A 19,136-nucleotide genomic window follows, 5' to 3' on the forward strand; every position below is an offset into this window, starting at 1 on the left:
TACACTATGGATTTTTAATGTTGATTTTCAGCAACTAGAACTATACGATTATAAAACAAATACAACTCGTTTTTCGGCAGTACCTGTGCAATCGTTAGTGTTAGATTTGGAAAGCGACTATAACTTTTGCTGGCTACTAACAGAAAACTATTTGTATCAATACAACTATTTTGGAAGCATGATTTCTAAAATTGAAAACACTGGATTTACAGAAATTTCTAAAAGCAACGGACATTTGATCTTAAAAAAAGAAGACAACTTATATTTTAAACACAAGAAAAAAGAAGAAATCCTTCCTTTAAATCTTCCAAAATTGTTAATAAATCAGTTTTTATTGACCAATGAAACCTTGTATATTTACGATCTTGAAAAACTCCATACATACCAACTAAAAATCAATTAGATATGCATTTTGCAGTCGCAGGAAATATAGGTGCTGGTAAAACAACACTCACAAAATTACTAGCTAAACATTATAAATGGGAACCTCAACTTGAGGACGTTGTAGATAATCCGTATTTGGATGATTTTTATAATCAAATGGAACGCTGGAGTTTTAATCTACAAGTGTACTTCTTAAACAGTAGATTTCGTCAAGTGGCTCAAATTCGCAAGAGTGGAAAAGAGATTATTCAAGACAGAACCATTTATGAAGATGCTCATATTTTTGCGCCTAACCTTCATGCAATGGGCTTAATGACCAATCGTGATTACGAAAATTATCGCTCGCTTTTTGACCTCATGGAATCTTTTGTTGAAGGCCCAGATTTATTAATTTATCTACGAAGCTCAATCCCTAATTTAGTATCTCAAATCCACAAACGAGGTCGCGATTATGAAAATACCATTAGTATTGATTATCTCAGTAGACTAAATGAGCGATACGAAGCTTGGATTCATGGTTATGACAAAGGCAACTTGCTAATTATTGATGTTGACAATCTTGATTTTGTGGCCAATCCAGAAGATTTAGGAGGTATTATTAATAAGATAGACGCACAAATTAACGGGTTATTTTAGGGCGTTACCAACTTCAATACTATTAAAGTTGGTCAGGCTCTCGGTAGTCGCTTTTTTATTGTCTTTCTGAACTCATCGAAAGATCTAAATAAAAAGAGCTCCAACAAAACCTCCATCCTTAACGCAATACATCCTATTTAATAAATTTATTTTTTTTAGCATGCGCTATTGCCTGAGTGCTATCATCAACTAATAAAACTGGAATTCGATTATAATCTTTAAAAAGAGATTTGATTCGTAACATTTTCTTCTTGTGTTTTACACTTCGTAAATATATTGCAATTACTTGCTCAGGAAATTCCTCAGCAATATCAATATAAATATCTGCATCATGTTCTCCACTATCGCCTATTAAAATGAATTTTAAGTTTGGATATGTTTTTATAATATTTAGGATTTCAATATGTTTCTGAGGTAGGTCTCCAGATTTCTTTTTAAAAATAGCTTTAAAGCTTCGCAATAAAATTGGACCTTTAGGAAAGTTATTTTGTTTTAGAAAAAAGTCGAGATATCTATATAAATTCCATGGACTATGACTGACATAAAAAATCGGATTGGCATTTGTACCAGAAAATCCTCTGTGCAATTTATGATAAAAGTCTGCAGCACCTTCCAGAGGAATTCGGCTCGCTGCACTTTTAAAAACACTATTAATTAAAACTCTCCACTTTAAAGTAGATACCACTCCAGTATGAATAATTGTGTCATCAATATCACTAACTACACCATAATCTGAGTTCTCACAAGGAATTAATAATTCTCCAGGAAACCTATTATTGTTTTGAATGGTACGCTTGATATTAACATCATCATATGCGGCTTCAATAATTAACCAACCTTCAGAATTAACTAAATTATTTAAACCTTCAACTTGTTCGTCAATTTTAAAATAACCATGATCATCAGTAACTGTTCTTAAAATGGTCTTGTTAGGTAATGTGATTTTTAGTTCAGTGTGTTTAATTTCATCCGTTTCAAAACGTTTCCATGAATTGATTAAAAGACCGAGCAATCCTTTTTGCTCCAAATCTATAGTCTCATCCTCTAGTGCTCTTCCACGCATATAAAAATGCGAATCTGTGCCATAACTTTGAAAGATTACTATTTGTAAAGGATCTTTTTTGAACCAGGTCATTTAAGTAATTAAAATTAAAAACTAAAATTAATAAAAAAAGCCACGACTAGCGTGGCTTTTTAATATTTCCAAAATGAATAATTATTGTTTGATAACTTCCATTTTTTCAATTACTTTTTCAACTTTAACTTCAGCATTACCAACCGTTTTTTGAAACGCTTCTAATTGTGCATCAACTTCAGCTTCAGTGCCTTCAAATGTTTCTTCTTTATTTACTTCAACACCATTTTCAATAGATGTATAAGTAACAGTTGCTTGAGCTAATTCTTTAGAATCTATTGTTTTTTCAACAGAAATTTCTTCAGTCATCGTCAAACCTTCTTCAGAAGTATGTCCACCTAAAATAGGAGCAATTACTAAACCAATTAAACACGTTAATTTAATTAAGATGTTCATTGATGGTCCAGACGTATCTTTAAAAGGATCTCCAACTGTATCTCCAGTTACAGCAGCTTTATGTGCATCAGAACCTTTATAAGTCATTTCTCCATTAATTTCAACACCAGCTTCAAAAGATTTCTTAGCGTTATCCCAAGCACCTCCAGCATTGTTTTGGAAGATTGCCCATAATACACCAGAAACAGTAACTCCAGCCATATAGCCACCTAACATTTCAGCGATAGCTAGATGATCCATACCAAATAACATCGGTACAAAAGCAATTACTAATGGAAAACCAATAGTTAACAAACCTGGTAACATCATTTCTTTTAAAGATGCTTTAGTAGAAATATCAACACATTTATCGTATTCAGGTTTCCCTGTTCCTTCCATAATTCCAGGAATATCTCTAAACTGACGACGAACTTCTTCTACCATTTCCATAGCAGCTTTACCTACAGCGTTCATTGCTAGAGCAGAGAATACTACTGGCACCATTCCACCAACAAACAACATAGCTAATACTGGTGCTTTAAAGATGTTAATTCCATCAATTCCAGTAAATGTTACATAAGCAGCAAAAAGTGCTAATGACGTTAATGCTGCAGAAGCAATAGCAAAACCTTTTCCGGTTGCAGCAGTTGTATTACCAACTGAATCTAATATATCTGTACGCTCTCTTACTATTGGTTCTTGCTCACTCATTTCAGCAATACCACCTGCATTATCAGAAATTGGTCCGAATGCATCAATTGCTAACTGCATCGCTGTAGTAGCCATCATTGCAGAAGCAGCTAATGCCACACCATAAAATCCAGCAAATGCATATGAAGCCCAAATAGCTCCAGCAAATAATAATACTGATGGGAATGTAGATATCATACCAGTCGCTAAACCAGCAATGATATTAGTCCCTGCTCCAGTAGAAGATTGTTGTACAATTTTTAAGATTGGAGATTTCCCTAATCCTGTATAATATTCAGTTACTGAAGAAATTACAGCGCCTACAAATAAACCAACTAAAGTGGCATAAAAAACACGCATTGCAGAGATTTCAACTAATCCTTCACCGAAGAAATTCATTTTCATTGTTTCTGGTAACATCCAAGTTACTAATGCAAAACAAGAAATAGCAACTAAAACAATAGATGTCCAGTTTCCAACATTTAAAGCGCCCATAACTTGAGCTTCTTTAGCGTCGTTACTTTTAATTTTTACAAGCATTGTACCAATAACAGAAATAATAATTCCTGCACCAGCAATTGCCATTGGCAATAAGATTGGACCAATACCTCCAAAAGCATCAGAAATAGATCCACCCATATCTTTAATCACATAGTTACCAAGAACCATTGCTGCTAATACTGTTGCAACATAAGATCCAAATAAATCGGCTCCCATACCAGCAACATCACCTACATTATCACCTACATTATCTGCAATTGTAGCAGGATTACGAGGGTCATCTTCAGGAATACCTGCTTCAACCTTACCAACTAAATCGGCTCCAACATCTGCAGCCTTAGTGTATATTCCACCACCAACTCTTGCGAATAAAGCGATAGATTCTGCACCAAGAGAGAAACCAGCTAAAGTTTCTAAGACAATGGTCATATCCATTGTATTAGTCCATTCGCTTCCCATAAAAAACCAGAAGAAGAATATAAAGAATGCTGTTAATCCCAATACAGCTAGACCAGCTACACCAAGACCCATTACAGTTCCACCTCCAAAAGAGATTTTAAGGGCATTTGGCAAACTTGTTCTTGCCGCTTGTGTTGTTCTTACATTTGTTTTGGTTGCAATCTTCATTCCTATGTTTCCAGCAAATGCAGAAAACACAGCTCCAAAAATAAAAGCGATGACGATTAACCAGTGTGTTGTTGGCACTATAAAAGATACAGCTGTTAGAGCAGCTGCTACAATTACTACAAATACAGCAAGTAATTTATACTCTGCATTTAAGAACGCTAATGCTCCTTCGTAAATGTGATCTGAAATTTCTTTCATTTTACCATCTCCAGCATCTTGTTTCATAACCCATGATAGTTTTACTATCATGTAAATTAATCCTAAAAGCGCCAAAGCTATTGGCATGTAAATCATTAGTGATTCCATATTATAATATTATTTGATTTGTTAATTAGCTGGGCAAAAGTAGTGAAAACCATTAAAACTAAAAAACCCTTTTGTTATAATACAAAAGGGTTATCAATTCGTTAAGTTTTATTAGCTATATCTTAAAGTCTCCTTTAGTTTTGTGCACACTGTTTTCGTATCTATCGATACACTTATTAAGAATGTCATAAGCTTCTTTAGCATTTCCCCAGCCACCAACATCAACTTTTTTCTCTTCTAAATCTTTATAGACTTGAAAAAAGTGAGTGATTTCTTTTTTTCTGTGTGGATTCAAATCTGATAAATCTTTATAGCTGTTCCAAATTGGATCTGTTACTGGTACGCAGATCAATTTTTCATCTGGCCCTTTTTCATCTGCCATATGGAATACTCCTATTGGTTTTACTTCCATCACACACATTGGAAATGTAGGTTCTGTACCCATTACCAAAACATCTAAAGGATCTCCATCTAGCGCTAAAGTTTCAGGTATAAATCCATAATCACCTGGATACATCATAGACGAAAATAGCATACGATCAAAACGTATTTTATTCAGTTCAAAATCGTATTCATATTTATTACGGCTTCCTTTTGGAATTTCGATGAGTACATCAAATGTTAATTTACCTTTTGGGCTCATATCTTTTCATTTTAATTTCGGGCTGCAAAGATAGTGTATTGTTTGAGTTAGGCAATTAAAAAACTAAGCAATTGACTTTTAAACCTATTTTAATATTTTTATGATATTGGACTTATAATATTTTCCAATTGGAATAATCTTATCATCAATTAATATTCGGTTACCTTCAACACTTTTTATATGCGATTTTGCTACTGCAAACGACTTATGTACTTGGATATATTCTTCAGAAGAAAGTTTCTCAAGCATATTAGAAATTTTTTCACGAACCATTATGGTTTGTGATTGCGTTACGACTTTTGAATAATTTCCTGATGCTTCTAAATAAAGGATGGAACTCATTTTCACTTGAACATACTTCTTATCACTATATAAAAACAAATATCCTTTTTTAAGTGATTCAGCTTGTTTTACAGGTGCTTCATTTGTGTTTTGAGGAAGCAGAACTTTATTAACTGCTTTTAAAAAGCGTTCGAAGCTAAAAGGTTTTAATAAATAATCAGCGACATCCAGATCATAACCTTCTATTGCATATTCTTTATAGGCTGTAGTGACTATAACTTTTGGAGGATTAGATAACGTTTTTAAGAAATCAAATCCTTTAAGTTTTGGCATATTCAAATCTAAAAAGATTAAATCCACACTGTGTTCTCTCAAATAATCAAGTGCTTCAAGCGCATCATAACAATGCTTCATCAACTGCATATTGGGAATGATCTCACAATACCCTTTTATGATATCGTGAGCTATATGTTCGTCATCTATAATAAGACATCTAATCATTGTATTAATTGTAAATGTGCTTTAAAAATCGAGCCATGCTTATTAAAATTAAACTTATGTTTTTTTGGATATGCTAATTCTAATCTGCGCTTTAAATTTTTTAAACCTAGCCCATTATTATTGAGGCTTTCATTTGCTTCAAAATTATTTTCTATCTTAAAATCAATTCGTTTAGTGTTAGTAATTAGGTCTATCTTTATAAATGCATCTTCCCTTAAATTTTCTACACCATGTTTAAACGCATTTTCTAATAAAATTATAAAAAGCAAAGGCATCACTTTTGAATCCTCATTTTCTAAATTAGTATTGAATTGTATATCAATAGCTTTATGATAACGCATTTTATGTAATTCGATATAGTTCGCTAAATATGTAACTTCTTCCTTAAGAGTTACAAAATTCTTTTCGCCTTCATAAATACTGTAACGCATTAAATCGGAAAGTTTTAAAATAAGAGCTTTAGATTTTTCAGCATCCTTGTCAACCATGCCATATAAATTATTAAGCATGTTAAAAAAGAAATGTGGATTCACCTGACTTTGTAAATGTAATAACTCATTTTTTTTATTTTCATTTTTTAAAGTAATGACAGACTTAAGTTGCATCATAATCCAAATGATTCCTATAATGATTAAAATAACATAGTAAATTAAAACAGCTACACCTATAGCTGGATGAAAATCGCCCAGAAACAATACGTTATCCTTACCTAAAATTAAAATTTCATAAACAGTTATTCCTAACGGAATCGCTATAGAAATCCATACAAATATTTTTACATATAACCAGTTATTTCGCTTTACAATTGAAATCATACTGCAAAATAATAAGATTCCATACATTAAATTATAAAAAGTGATGAATGAATCATTTTCAGCTTTATAAACAATCCGAAGCACCACAAAAGCACCTCAAACTAGTTTTTCAAATTTTACGTCACTAAAACCAATAGGCTTGTCACAAAAATTTAGTCTTTTCTATTTACATCAATACTTTCGGGTCAACAAAAAACGAACAGCAATAATTAAATCTATCAAAATGAAAACAAGAGTATTACGCTATTTAAAACACATGTTTATTACAATATTCGGAATCGCAATTATTGCAATCCTATTCGGACTATATCATGGCGCTAGTGCAAGTTATGCGCATAATCCCAAAAAAACAGCTTTTGACAAAGACGGTCCTTACCTGTTTTATAAAAATGATAGCACTTTAAACGTCAATTATATTAGAGGTAATAAAAATGATGGTTTTTATCTAGACCAAAAAGAATATAGTGCAAATGAATCAATTCCCGCTAGCTGTTTTTTTCATTTAGATTCTACACAATTCAATTTTACAATTAAAACACACTTTAAAAGCCCTCAAACAATTTATAATGATGACGAAAAAATACTTGCTATTTCAGATATTGAAAGTGGTTACAAAACATTTAGAGACTTTTTAATTCATAATAATGTTATTGATAAAAACTTAAATTGGACCTTTGGTAAAGGTCATTTAGTTTTACTTGGTGATTTTGTCGACAGAGGTTTTTCTACGACTCAAGTGTTATGGTTTATTTATAAACTTGAACAAGATGCTAATACCAAAGGCGGTCAAGTTCATTTCATTATTGGAAATCATGAATTAAAAAATATGTACGGAGATTATCAATCTTCTGCTCTTAAATATACATTTGTAGCCTCAATTTTAGGAAAAACGCAAGCAAACTTATATGATTCATATTCAGTTTTGGGGAATTGGATTGCAAGTAAAAATGTAATTGAATCTATTAACGGAAACCTATTCGTTCATGGTGGTTTACATAAAGATGTAGCTGAATTGGATATGACTTTAGAAGACATCAACACTTTTTTAAGAGCTAGTTATTATAAAGCGCCTTATCCCAAACCTAACAAAAGCAAAACAGATGTATTATTGTCATCAAAAACAGGTGTCTGCTGGTATCGTGGATATTTTAGAGATGATTTATTACAAGAAGACATTAATAAACCTTTAAATAAATTTAAAGCAAAAAAAATCATTGTAGGTCATACGATTCAGTCGAAAGTAAAAAGTCATTATGACGGAAAAGTTATAGGAATAGACATTTCACATTCGAAAGACTATCATAAAAATTGGCCTAACAAAAAATCTGAAGGCCTATTAATTGAAGGAGACTCTTATTTTAGAGCACTCAATGACGGTGAAAAAATAGAATTAAAATAATATTAAAACTGGTAATAAAAATAGTCTAAAAATAAAAGCCAAAACTACCTGTAATACCAAAACGTCTGGCGTCTGGTCGGTCTAAATAATTTCCTCTGAAATTGAAATCAATTCTCAAAACCTTGAAGATGTTTGCGACTCCAAAGCTATATTCATAATAAATACGGCTATTTGGTGCAATTAAAGGAATTTCAACAGGACTGCCTGTAGTATTCAACACTATATTGTCATTAGACAAATCTCCCCAAACACCTCGCATTCCTAAAACAAATCTTAAGTTGTATTTCTTTAAAAAAGGAATTCTTGAAAATAGGCGTCCATTGAAATTATGCTCAACATGCATTGAAGTATATGTATCAGTTACAAACTCATAAAAATCTAGCTGTGGAAACGTATTATAAATTGAAAAATAAGTCTGATTACCTGGAACTACACTCAACAACCCTAGTGGTACTTCTCCAAAAGTTTTTCCAGCTTCAATAGATGTCGTTAAGCGACCAAAACCTCCTACTTGCCATGGTTGAATATAGGAAAACTGTACTTTTGTATAATCAAAATCACTATTTAACCAATCGCGATCACCTCGACTTAATTGAGCGAATAATCGTGCAAAATTATCGTTTTTAAATTTTCGTTCTACACCAAAACCAGTCATTTGACGTTTTGGATAATAGCCTAATGATAATCGACTTTCAAATTGTTTCACTTCAGATGAAACTCCAGATGCAGACTCAGGATCATTGTAATCTAAACTAAAAGTTGGAGAGGCAGAACGCAGTGTTCTATAACTACCATCGACACGTATTTCAAAATTTCGTGATGGCTCAATAGACATTCCTAAGTTTGTTAGACTAATATTGGTCAGTTTATCATTATTACCTGCGGTAATAACTGCATTCGAAGCCAAACTTCTTCCTAAAACATCTGTTGAGCTTGTTAAACTAGCTCCAATTTGTTCAATATCTCGTCGCTGACCTCCAAAAATGGTTAATCTACTTTTCTTATCCAATAGCCATTTTCCAGAAATTCCATATTTAAACTTATCATCTCTAAAGCCATACGCTATAAAGCCTTCAAGTCGCCATAAATCATTTGGACCAAAATAAGTTCGTCCTCCAGTTCTGAGTCGTAAGCCTTCAACATCATTAAATCCAAATGTTGAAAAAATTGGTCCATAGTCAAAGTTTATACTTGGAAACTCAACATAACCAGAAGCCAAAATACTACCAATGTTATACAACCGCTTAAACTTTTTGACTGTTTTGAGCGTATCTAACATTTTATAAACACCTCTTTCATCTTTATTTAAAGATTCTAATCGGTTTTGTTCCCAGAAATCATCATCGCGATTATAAACATCCTCATCAAATGAATACACGACCTCATCATAAAACTCTTCGCCTTTAGGCTCATCAAATACGTAGTTTTCGTATAATGTTGTTCGTTTGCCATAAACACCTCGTGATTTTTCTTTTTTATTCAAAGCAAAATCAGACAGCATATAATCTCGCTTTATTAAGAAAACAGAATCATTCAATACTTCAAATTCTTGTTCTATATAAATCTCTTTAACCCAGTTGATATTGGCACTTTTAGAAGCCTGCAAATTGATATCTTTTATGGCATACGTAGAATCATTAACCCAAAAATCACCTTTGAAGGTTAACTCATTTTTTCGACGAGGATAGTATATGATATTGTAACACCATTTGTTATCAATAAAAGCACTATCGGAAAGTACATAGTTGTAGGTTTGGATTCCAGTTCGCGACAACGGACTCACAAAACTCTTATCGAAAAATTTAAGGTAGTTGTCATAGACATTGAAATCGGCATATAAGTCATCAATAAAGTCGATAATGACTTGATTGTTACTAAATCCAGAATTTTTATTTCCTTTTAAGTCTTCTTTTTCTTTGTTTATTAGATTGTCACCAAATACTTTACTTATAGCTTCATTAATGAAAATAGGTAAATAGGTTTTACCAGTGACACTGGACGTATCCACTTCATTAAAAACAAACTCCATCCCTCTAAACAACTTACTTTTTATAAGCGCGCTATCTATCGTATTAAGATCAAATTCAACCTTTTCGTATTTGTCATATTCGTATTGCTTGAATTGATTTAACCCGTTCTGACGTTTACGCTCCCATATTTTCTTCAGGATTCTAATCGCTGGATTTTCAGACGCTTTTTTGGATTGTTTTCCAGATACAATAACGACTTCATCAAGAGCAGCAGCTTCTTCTTTTAAGACAAATCTTAAATCGTAATTCACTTTTTTATCAAGTACTACTTCTTTTATTTCATAACCTAAAAACGAAATGATAACCGTTTCCCATGTGTTTTCAGACTCTAAATAAAAGCGACCATCTTCATTAGTAATGGTGCCTTCAGTAGACCCTTTAAACAAGACATTTGCAAATGCTACAGGTTGATCATTTTCATCAAACACATAGCCACTAACTTTTGTTTGTGAGAATCCGAAAAGCATTCCGAAGAAAAAGAAAAAAAGAAATAGTTTAAAATTCATAGGCAAAAACTTCATTAACAATCATACAAAATGTGTTAATAAAGTTTATTAACGTAAAAAATTACGATTTATTAAGTGATTGTAAAACCACTAAGCGTTAATATACATCACTTTCTTTACAGCTTTAATTACCTCATCCTTGTTCGGCAACCATTGCTCTAGTAAAACTGGAGAGTATGGTGCAGGAGTATCCGCTGTATTAATTTTTACAACTGGAGCATCTAAATAATCAAATGCTTCAGACTGTACAAGGTATGTAATTTCTGTTGAAACGTTCCCGAATGGCCAAGCTTCTTCTAAAATAACTAGGCGATTGGTTTTCTTAACTGATGCTACAATAGCATCTCTATCCATAGGACGAACCGTTCTTAAGTCAATAATTTCACAAGAAATGCCATCTTTTTCTAACTCATCTGCAGCTTTGTAAGCTTCTTTTATAATTTTACCAAAAGATACAATTGTTACATCTGTTCCTTCTCGTTTAATATCAGCCACTCCTAACGGAATTGTGTATTCTCCTTCAGGAACTTCGCCTTTATCACCATACATCTGCTCACTCTCCATAAAAATCACTGGGTCGTCATCACGAATGGCCGATTTTAATAACCCTTTGGCATCATATACATTAGAAGGCACAACGACTTTTAAACCTGGTGTATTAGCAAACCAACTCTCAAAGGCTTGCGAATGTGTAGCGGCTAACTGACCAGCAGAAGCTGTTGGGCCACGAAATACAATCGGACATTTAAATTGTCCGCCAGACATTTGTCTAATTTTAGCAGCGTTATTTATAATTTGATCAATCCCGACCAAAGAGAAATTAAAGGTCATGTATTCTACAATCGGACGATTACCAGTCATTGTAGAGCCAATAGCAATACCTGCAAAACCAAGCTCAGCGATTGGTGTGTCAATCACACGTTTTGCACCAAACTCATCTAACATACCTTTAGAAGCTTTATAAGCTCCATTGTACTCTGCAACTTCTTCTCCCATTAAATAAATGCTTTCGTCTCTACGCATTTCTTCACTCATGGCTTCAGCAATGGCTTCTCTAAATTGAATTGTCTTCATGTATCAGTTTTTTTGAATCGAATAGCAAAAGTAATAATTATTGATTATAAAATAACAAGAAATTAAATCTGAAAATCTAATTTGAAATCAATTGACAAAATCAGAATTCTATTTTAATCTCAAAAATGAACAATTAATAATATATGTGACTTTTTCTGACAATTTTCTAGGCAAAAGTGTACAAAATGGTTTTTTTCACAATTTTATTATGCACGCATAGTAAAATTTATAATTTTTATAATTATCTTCGTGCTCTAGAAAAATTATACACTCAAAATAAATAATTTCGATATGAAAATATTAGTATGTATTAGTCATGTCCCTGATACGACTTCAAAAATTAATTTCACAGAAAACGACACTAAATTTGACACTAATGGTGTACAATTTGTTATTAATCCGAATGATGAATTTGGTCTAACACGTGCCATGTGGTTTAAAGAAAAACAAAGCGCAAATGTCACTGTTGTTAATGTTGGTGGACCAGAAACTGAGCCTACACTTCGTAAGGCTTTGGCTATAGGTGCAGATGCAGCAATTAGAGTAAATACTGATGCTAAAGACGGGTTCCAAGTTGCTAAAGAGCTTGCAAACGTTGTTAACGAAGGTGGTTATGACTTAGTTATTGCTGGTCGTGAGTCTATTGATTATAATGGAGGAATGGTTCCTGGAATGTTAGCTGCTTTAATCAATGCAAATTTTGTAACTAATTGTATTAGCTTAGAGGTTGAAGGAACAAATGCAACTGCTATGCGTGAGATTGATGGTGGTAAAGAAACTGTTTCTACAAGTTTACCTTTAGTTATTGGTGGTCAAAAAGGGTTGGTTGAAGAAAGTGATCTTCGAATTCCAAACATGAGAGGAATCATGATGGCTCGTCAAAAACCATTGTCTGTTGTAGAACCTTCAAATGCAGCTGCTGAAACATCAAGTGTTAAATTTGAAAAGCCAGCTCCAAAAGGCGCTGTAACATTAGTAGATGCAGATAATATAGATGAATTAATCAACTTACTTCACAACGAGGCAAAAGCGATTTAATTAACCTTAAAGAGAAAAAAAATGTCAGTTTTAGTATACACAGAATCAGAACAAGGAAAATTTAAGAAAACTGCTCTAGAGGCAGCATCTTATGCAAAAGCCGTTGCAGATCAAATGGGAACTACAGTGACTGCTGTAGCAATCAACGCAAACAACACTTCAGAATTAGGTAACTATGGAGTAGATAAAGTCTTAAACATAAATGATAGTGCGTTAAATGAATTTAACGCTAATGCATATGCGAGTTCTATTGAACAGGCAGCAAAACAAGAAAATGCAAGTATCGTTATTGTTAGTTCAAGTGCAGATAGTAAATATTTAGCACCTGTATTAGCTATTGGTTTAAATGCAGGATACGCTTCTAATGTTGTTGAAGCGCCTTCAAGTACTGCTCCTTTTACAATAAAGCGAACAGCCTTTACAAACAAAGCATTCAATATGACGACTATAGATACCGATATTAAAGTAGTTGGTGTCTCAAAAAATGCTTTTGGTTTAGTGGAGTCTAATGGAAATGCTTCTTCGGAAGACTTCACTCCTAATATTCCAGAAGTTGGTGTAAAAGTTGAAGCTATTGATAAAGCCACAGATAAAGTTACTATTGCTGATGCTGAGATTGTTGTTTCTGCGGGTAGAGGCTTAAAAGGTCCTGAAAACTGGGGAATGATTGAAGAATTAGCAGACGTTTTAGGTGCAGCTACTGCATGTTCTAAACCTGTTTCAGATTTAGGCTGGAGACCTCATGGTGAGCATGTCGGACAAACAGGAAAACCTGTGGCGTCTAACTTGTATATTGCCATTGGAATTTCTGGAGCAATCCAACATTTAGCAGGTATAAATTCTTCAAAAGTAAAAGTAGTTATCAATACAGATCCAGAAGCGCCTTTCTTTAAAGCAGCAGATTATGGTGTAGTTGGTGATGCATTTGAAGTTGTACCAACACTCATTGAAAAATTAAAAGCTTTTAAAGCTCAAAACGCTTAATTTTTTATAAATTGTAGATTGAAAAGAGCTGTTTAGATTTGGTTCTTTAATCATAAATCTGCATTTTGCAGTTGTTAAAGTCCTAATGTAAACAGTTCTTTACATATTATATTATGAGCTTAGTAAAATTAAATATAAAAGGAATTTCATACAGCCAAACCCAAAATGGTGCCTATGCCTTAATTCTGAATGAAGTTGATGGTGATCGTAAACTTCCAATTGTTATTGGAGCTTTTGAAGCGCAATCTATTGCGATAGCTTTAGAAAAAGAAATTAGGCCTCCAAGACCTCTTACTCATGATTTATTTAAAAATTTTGCTGATCGTTTTGACATTGTTGTAAAGCAGGTCATCATACATAAATTAGTTGATGGTGTGTTCTACTCTAGCTTAATTTGCGAACGTGATAAAATCGAAGAAATTATTGATGCAAGAACAAGTGATGCAATTGCTTTAGCTTTGCGTTTTCAGGCACCAATTTTTACCTACAAAAATATTTTAGACAAGGCTGGAATTTACTTAAAAGTGAATCCTAAAAAAGGAGATGAAGAACAAGACAGTATTTTAGTTGATGACTTCGTTGCTGAAGAAATTGAAGCAAGTGTTCAAGACAACTATAAAGATAAAAGTCTTAAAGAACTCAATACGCTTTTAGATGAAGCTGTAAATAATGAAGATTATGAAAAAGCTGCTAAAATAAGAGACGAAATTTCTAAACGTTAAACACCTATTTCAAATGAGACATTTTCTACTAGCTGTTGCAGCTATTTTTTTTGGATTTACGACTAGTTTTAGTCAAGACTTAGAAAAGAAATGGCAATTTGATGTTATAGAAAATGAAAATGGCACTTCACTTTTTGAAATAGTAGATACTGATCAAATACATTTTAACACAGGAGAATTTAAATATTCTTTAAATGCAAAAAGCATAAAGGCTTCTGGAGATTATATCTATCAAAATAACTTGTTGGTTTTTTATTACAACAAACCAAATGATACGATACGTCGCTATAAAATCACGGAACTTACTGACTCTACTTTAGTCTTTTCTGAGAACAAAACTAGATATAAATTCAAATCTCAAAAAAAAGCAATAATAGAGACAGCAATAGCAACTAACGAATCTAAAATAATTCCTAGTCAAGGCTTTTCAATGAACAGTCTTTGGCGTGGTATTTTAGGCATGCTTTCGTTAATTTTTATTGCCTTCCTTTTTAGTAGCAATAGAAAAGCTATTAATTGGAAAACTGTAGGCATCGGCCTTGCTTTTCAATTACTCATAGCTGTTGGAGTTTTAAGAGTCGGTTTTATCAAATCAGCCTTTGAATGGGTAGGAAGTTTATTTGTTAGTGTACTCGACTTTACGAGAGCAGGTAGTAAGTTTTTATTTGAAGGACTTGTAATGGACATGGATACTTTTGGATTTATTTTTGCCTTTCAAGTATTGCCGACCATCTTATTTTTCTCTGCTTTAACTTCTGTTTTGTTTTATTTAGGTATCATTCAAAAAGTTGTAAAGGGTATGGGCTGGCTATTAACTAAACTTTTAGGTATTTCGGGTGCAGAAAGTTTGAGTGTTGCTGGAAATATTTTCCTTGGACAAACCGAAGCGCCTTTAATGATTAAGGCCTATTTAGAAAAAATGAACAAGTCAGAAATATTACTTGTTATGATTGGAGGAATGGCAACCGTTGCAGGTGCTGTTTTAGCGGCTTATATAGGTTTCTTAGGAGGTGATGATCCTGAGTTGCGTTTATTTTATGCGAAACATTTATTAGCTGCTTCTGTAATGGCAGCTCCTGGCGCTATAGTAATTTCAAAAATATTATTCCCACAAACTGAAGAAGTTAACACTGATGTTTCAGTATCTCAAGAAAAAATAGGCACAAATTTGTTAGATGCTATTGCTAATGGTACTACAGAAGGTTTAAAATTAGCTGTTAATGTAGGCGCAATGTTATTAGTATTTGTTGCTTTCATTGCCATGTTTAACGGGATTCTAGGTTGGGTTGGAGATGTCTCTACCATTAATGATTGGGTAGCAAACAATACACCATACCAAAGCCTCTCTTTAGAGCTCATTTTGGGTTATGTATTTGCGCCTTTAATGTGGCTCATTGGTGTGAATTCTGAAGATATTGCTTTAATGGGACAATTGCTAGGTATTAAATTGGCTGCTAGTGAATTTGTAGGATACATTCAATTAGCTGATTTAAAAAATGTTGCAAGTGCAACACATCTTAAATACGAAAAATCTATTATCATGGCGACTTACATGCTTTGTGGCTTTGCAAATTTTGCTTCTATCGGAATACAAATTGGTGGTATCGGTTCTTTGGCTCCAGGTCAAAGAAAACAACTATCTAAATTTGGAATGAAAGCTTTAATAGGCGGCACAATTGCTTCATTAATCTCAGCAACTATAGCTGGAATGATAATCGGTTAGCATAGAATCAATTCAGATAAATTACATTACTTTTTTCGTTAATAACTTTTAATATATTAAGAGGTTGATTTCATGTAATTTCAACCCATATTTTTATTTTTATTTTCTGAAAAAAAGAAGTTTAATTTAAAGAGATTTCCGCAATTGCGGAAAATGAATATGAAACAATACCACGACTTAGTTAAACACGTTTTAGACCAAGGAAACGAAAAGGGAGATCGCACAGGGACTGGAACAAAAAGTGTTTTCGGTTACCAAATGCGTTTTGATTTAAGTGAAGGTTTCCCAATGGTAACTACTAAAAAATTACACTTAAAATCAATTATATATGAATTACTTTGGTTTTTAAAAGGTGATACGAATATTAACTATTTAACAGAAAATGGTGTGCGTATTTGGAATGATTGGGCCGACGAAAATGGTGATTTAGGTCCTGTTTACGGACATCAATGGCGCAACTGGAATAGTGATGACATCGATCAAATTAAAGATGTTATACAAACACTAAAGAACAATCCAAACAGTCGACGTATGTTAGTCTCTGCCTGGAATCCTTCCGTATTACCTGATACTTCAAAATCATTTGACGAAAATGTAGCTAACGGAAAAGCTGCTCTTCCGCCTTGCCACGCCTTTTTTCAGTTTTATGTTGCAAATGGAAAGTTATCTTGTCAACTCTACCAACGTAGCGCAGACATCTTTTTAGGTGTGCCTTTTAACATTGCATCCTATGCATTATTTACGATGATGATGGCACAAGTTTGTGGTTACCAAGCTGGAGAATTTATACACACTTTTGGCGATGCTCACATTTATAGTAATCATTTAGAACAATTAGAATTACAATTATCTCGTGATATAAGACCACTTCCAAAAATGATTATAAATCCTGAAATTAAGGATATTTTTGATTTCAAGTTTGAAGATTTTACGCTAGTTGATTACAATCCGCATCCTCACATCAAAGGAGCTGTTGCTGTTTAAATAATGAATATGAAAACTAGTTTTTTAATTATACTTCTTACTGTTTTCTTTTCAGCTTATTCTCAAGATGATAGATCTTTATTTAAAACACCATTCGTTGTGTTTGAAGGCTGTAATAATGACGAAACTGCAGAAAAGTGCTATGAAATTAAGCTCCAAGAATTTATATCAAAGAATTTAGATAGCAAAACACTTGAAGAGGTTACAAAAGACTCCTCTCGAAAAGAAGATACGATTGTTATAAATACCACTATTAGATACGGCAAACAAGGCTATATCGTGCCAATGAATTCAAGTGCAAGAACACCTTATATTAGCTTAGATATTATTATTAATAACTTAATTCAACAAAAAATACCTCGTGTAAAACCAGTCATTAATGCTTCTGGAGACACATTAGCAACAACAGTTAAGAAAAAAATTGGGTTTGTATTAGACACTTCAAATCATCGATTAATACCATTGAAAGATTATGATTCGACACCTAAAGAATTCGCTTTCAACAATGTCGACAAAATTCCTGTATATAACGGTTGTGATGAAAATTCATCTAAAAATGTATTAACACATTGTATAAACAAAAAAATATCTCAACTTATTTCTGAAAATTTCAATCTTAATTTGGCAAGCACTTTAAAACTCTCACCTGGAAAAAAAAGAATTACTTTACAATTTAAAATAAGTAAAACTGGTAATCTCATAGATATTAATGCTCGAGGTCCACACCCAGAATTAGAAAAAGAAGCTAAAAGAGTTATTAGGTTAGTTCCTAAATTTTTAAAACCTGGATATTTTGAAGACAAACCAGTTGATGTTAGTTTTTCAATGCCAATAGTATTTAAAGTGACAGACTAAGAAAATAAGCTATTGAAAAAAATATTTCATGAAACAGTTTTTATTCATATTCACAATATTCATTGGACTTAATTCTTTTGGTCAAGAGATCAATAAAAATGAAATTGTAACTAAATATCCTATATTTAGAGGTTGTGATAAAGAATCTACTAATGCCGCTCTTGAGGAATGCTCAAAACTTAAAATCATGAATTTTATTAAAATGAGTTTTGATATTGAAATGGCTAGTCGAGCATTACCAACAGAAAGATCAACTCAATTCCTAGTTGAATTCACCATTAATAAAAAAGGGAAAATAGAAAACGTAAACGCCAAAGCCAATCATAGAGCAATAGCAATTGAAGCTATTAAAGTAACGAAAAGACTCCCGAAATTTAAAGCTCCAGGGATTTCTGAAGGTATTATTGTAGACACACCGTTTAGTTTATTAATGACACTTTATTTTCAATAGAAACCAACTTAATAATATTAAAAACTATAACTTTATATTATAAACTGTTACAGTTATGTTCGGAAAACAGAAAACAAAACCATCAATAGATCAAGAGCAATTAGCTTTAATAAAAACTGCAGAAAAACGTATCAAACAAAAAAAGCGGTTATACATACATTTTGTAGTATTTCTTATTGGTGCTGTATTTCTTATTCTGGCTAATACAGTATTAGGAATTGGTAAAGATTTTAAAATTGCTGGGCTTGAATGGTTTGTAATTGCCATTGGTATTTGGCTGTTTTTATTAGTGTACCACTTTATTAGTGTTTTTATCACTCACAACTTTATGGGTAAAGCATGGGAAGATAGACAGCGAGAAGTTTTAGTATCAAAACAACAAGAACGTATTGAACAACTCAAACTAGAATACTTGAAAGAAGAAAAAGAAATTGCAAAATCTCAAGCATACAATGAGGCATTAGAAGTTAATCCA

At 32.7% G+C, this 19,136-nt stretch carries 17 protein-coding genes and 1 pseudogene; 11 read left to right on the forward strand and 7 right to left on the reverse strand.

Annotated features, from left to right (window positions below):
• A pseudogene (locus AB8B90_RS09845) lies at positions 1–403 on the forward strand (hypothetical protein); the annotation flags it as partial.
• A gap of 2 nt (positions 404–405) precedes the next feature.
• Positions 406–1,020, forward strand: a complete 615-nt coding sequence (locus tag AB8B90_RS09850; protein ID WP_405336371.1) for a deoxynucleoside kinase — start codon at positions 406–408, stop codon at positions 1,018–1,020.
• A 133-nt stretch (positions 1,021–1,153) separates the two neighbouring features.
• Here AB8B90_RS09850 and AB8B90_RS09855 read toward each other — a convergent pair whose 3' ends face one another.
• From AB8B90_RS09855 to AB8B90_RS09875, 5 genes are all read right to left on the reverse strand, one after another.
• A complete protein-coding gene (locus AB8B90_RS09855; protein ID WP_405336373.1) occupies positions 1,154–2,155 on the reverse strand; it encodes an App1 family protein in 1,002 nt (333 codons plus the stop codon).
• Between the two features lie 81 nt (positions 2,156–2,236).
• The gene (locus AB8B90_RS09860; protein ID WP_405336375.1) at positions 2,237–4,654 is read right to left on the reverse strand and encodes a sodium-translocating pyrophosphatase; all 2,418 of its coding nucleotides are present in this window, start codon (positions 4,652–4,654) and stop codon (positions 2,237–2,239) included.
• A gap of 115 nt (positions 4,655–4,769) precedes the next feature.
• A complete protein-coding gene (locus tag AB8B90_RS09865) occupies positions 4,770–5,297 on the reverse strand; it encodes an inorganic diphosphatase (protein WP_405336377.1) in 528 nt (175 codons plus the stop codon).
• A gap of 84 nt (positions 5,298–5,381) precedes the next feature.
• Positions 5,382–6,080 carry a LytR/AlgR family response regulator transcription factor gene (locus AB8B90_RS09870; RefSeq protein ID WP_405336379.1) on the reverse strand — a complete coding sequence of 233 codons (699 nt, stop codon included), beginning with the start codon at positions 6,078–6,080 and terminating at the stop codon, positions 5,382–5,384.
• Positions 6,077–6,895 carry a sensor histidine kinase gene (locus tag AB8B90_RS09875; RefSeq protein WP_405336381.1) on the reverse strand — a complete coding sequence of 273 codons (819 nt, stop codon included), beginning with the start codon at positions 6,893–6,895 and terminating at the stop codon, positions 6,077–6,079. The genes AB8B90_RS09870 and AB8B90_RS09875 overlap by 4 nt, the downstream gene beginning before the upstream one ends.
• 223 nt (positions 6,896–7,118) lie before the next feature.
• On the opposite strand from AB8B90_RS09875, the gene AB8B90_RS09880 reads away from it, so the two are divergent.
• Positions 7,119–8,294, forward strand: a complete 1,176-nt coding sequence (locus tag AB8B90_RS09880; RefSeq protein ID WP_405336383.1) for a metallophosphoesterase — start codon at positions 7,119–7,121, stop codon at positions 8,292–8,294.
• 25 nt (positions 8,295–8,319) lie between these two features.
• On the opposite strand, the gene AB8B90_RS09885 is transcribed toward AB8B90_RS09880, so the two are convergent.
• Positions 8,320–10,830 carry a DUF5686 family protein gene (locus tag AB8B90_RS09885; protein ID WP_405336385.1) on the reverse strand — a complete coding sequence of 837 codons (2,511 nt, stop codon included), beginning with the start codon at positions 10,828–10,830 and terminating at the stop codon, positions 8,320–8,322.
• 90 nt (positions 10,831–10,920) lie between these two features.
• Entirely contained in the window at positions 10,921–11,904 is a 984-nt protein-coding gene (locus AB8B90_RS09890; RefSeq protein ID WP_405336387.1) for a pyruvate dehydrogenase complex E1 component subunit beta, read from the reverse strand.
• 291 nt (positions 11,905–12,195) lie between these two features.
• Here AB8B90_RS09890 and AB8B90_RS09895 point away from each other — a divergent pair, with 291 nt between their 5' ends.
• The 8 genes from AB8B90_RS09895 to AB8B90_RS09930 all read left to right on the forward strand — a co-directional run.
• Positions 12,196–12,942: an electron transfer flavoprotein subunit beta/FixA family protein gene (locus AB8B90_RS09895; protein WP_405336389.1), complete on the forward strand. Its 747-nt coding sequence runs from the start codon at positions 12,196–12,198 to the stop codon at positions 12,940–12,942.
• 21 nt (positions 12,943–12,963) lie between these two features.
• Positions 12,964–13,926: an electron transfer flavoprotein subunit alpha/FixB family protein gene (locus AB8B90_RS09900; RefSeq protein ID WP_405336391.1), complete on the forward strand. Its 963-nt coding sequence runs from the start codon at positions 12,964–12,966 to the stop codon at positions 13,924–13,926.
• 113 nt (positions 13,927–14,039) lie between these two features.
• The gene (locus AB8B90_RS09905) at positions 14,040–14,648 is read left to right on the forward strand and encodes a bifunctional nuclease domain-containing protein (protein WP_405336393.1); all 609 of its coding nucleotides are present in this window, start codon (positions 14,040–14,042) and stop codon (positions 14,646–14,648) included.
• Positions 14,649–14,661: 13 nt separating this feature from the next.
• Positions 14,662–16,371 (forward strand): nucleoside transporter C-terminal domain-containing protein, encoded by a 1,710-nt coding sequence (locus AB8B90_RS09910; protein WP_405336395.1) that lies wholly within the window; start codon positions 14,662–14,664, stop codon positions 16,369–16,371.
• Positions 16,372–16,530: 159 nt separating this feature from the next.
• Positions 16,531–17,355, forward strand: a complete 825-nt coding sequence (locus AB8B90_RS09915; RefSeq protein ID WP_405336397.1) for a thymidylate synthase — start codon at positions 16,531–16,533, stop codon at positions 17,353–17,355.
• Between the two features lie 9 nt (positions 17,356–17,364).
• Positions 17,365–18,210, forward strand: a complete 846-nt coding sequence (locus tag AB8B90_RS09920; RefSeq protein WP_405336399.1) for an energy transducer TonB — start codon at positions 17,365–17,367, stop codon at positions 18,208–18,210.
• A gap of 28 nt (positions 18,211–18,238) precedes the next feature.
• A complete protein-coding gene (locus AB8B90_RS09925) occupies positions 18,239–18,661 on the forward strand; it encodes a hypothetical protein (protein ID WP_405336401.1) in 423 nt (140 codons plus the stop codon).
• A 55-nt stretch (positions 18,662–18,716) separates the two neighbouring features.
• Positions 18,717–19,136: 2TM domain-containing protein (locus AB8B90_RS09930; protein ID WP_405336403.1), on the forward strand; the 420-nt coding region annotated here is incomplete at its 3' end.

The sequence above is a fragment of the Psychroserpens sp. genome, from assembly GCF_045105015.1.
GTDB lineage: Bacteria > Bacteroidota > Bacteroidia > Flavobacteriales > Flavobacteriaceae > Psychroserpens.

Coding starts and splice junctions, on each gene's coding strand:
- AB8B90_RS09850 (WP_405336371.1), top strand. CDS start 406: ATGCATTTTGCAGTCGCAGGAAATATAGGTGCTGGTAAAACAACACTC.
- AB8B90_RS09855 (WP_405336373.1), bottom strand. CDS start 2,155: ATGACCTGGTTCAAAAAAGATCCTTTACAAATAGTAATCTTTCAAAGT.
- AB8B90_RS09860 (WP_405336375.1), bottom strand. CDS start 4,654: ATGGAATCACTAATGATTTACATGCCAATAGCTTTGGCGCTTTTAGGA.
- AB8B90_RS09865 (WP_405336377.1), bottom strand. CDS start 5,297: ATGAGCCCAAAAGGTAAATTAACATTTGATGTACTCATCGAAATTCCA.
- AB8B90_RS09870 (WP_405336379.1), bottom strand. CDS start 6,080: ATGATTAGATGTCTTATTATAGATGACGAACATATAGCTCACGATATC.
- AB8B90_RS09875 (WP_405336381.1), bottom strand. CDS start 6,895: ATGATTTCAATTGTAAAGCGAAATAACTGGTTATATGTAAAAATATTT.
- AB8B90_RS09880 (WP_405336383.1), top strand. CDS start 7,119: ATGAAAACAAGAGTATTACGCTATTTAAAACACATGTTTATTACAATA.
- AB8B90_RS09885 (WP_405336385.1), bottom strand. CDS start 10,830: ATGAATTTTAAACTATTTCTTTTTTTCTTTTTCTTCGGAATGCTTTTC.
- AB8B90_RS09890 (WP_405336387.1), bottom strand. CDS start 11,904: ATGAAGACAATTCAATTTAGAGAAGCCATTGCTGAAGCCATGAGTGAA.
- AB8B90_RS09895 (WP_405336389.1), top strand. CDS start 12,196: ATGAAAATATTAGTATGTATTAGTCATGTCCCTGATACGACTTCAAAA.
- AB8B90_RS09900 (WP_405336391.1), top strand. CDS start 12,964: ATGTCAGTTTTAGTATACACAGAATCAGAACAAGGAAAATTTAAGAAA.
- AB8B90_RS09905 (WP_405336393.1), top strand. CDS start 14,040: ATGAGCTTAGTAAAATTAAATATAAAAGGAATTTCATACAGCCAAACC.
- AB8B90_RS09910 (WP_405336395.1), top strand. CDS start 14,662: ATGAGACATTTTCTACTAGCTGTTGCAGCTATTTTTTTTGGATTTACG.
- AB8B90_RS09915 (WP_405336397.1), top strand. CDS start 16,531: ATGAAACAATACCACGACTTAGTTAAACACGTTTTAGACCAAGGAAAC.
- AB8B90_RS09920 (WP_405336399.1), top strand. CDS start 17,365: ATGAAAACTAGTTTTTTAATTATACTTCTTACTGTTTTCTTTTCAGCT.
- AB8B90_RS09925 (WP_405336401.1), top strand. CDS start 18,239: ATGAAACAGTTTTTATTCATATTCACAATATTCATTGGACTTAATTCT.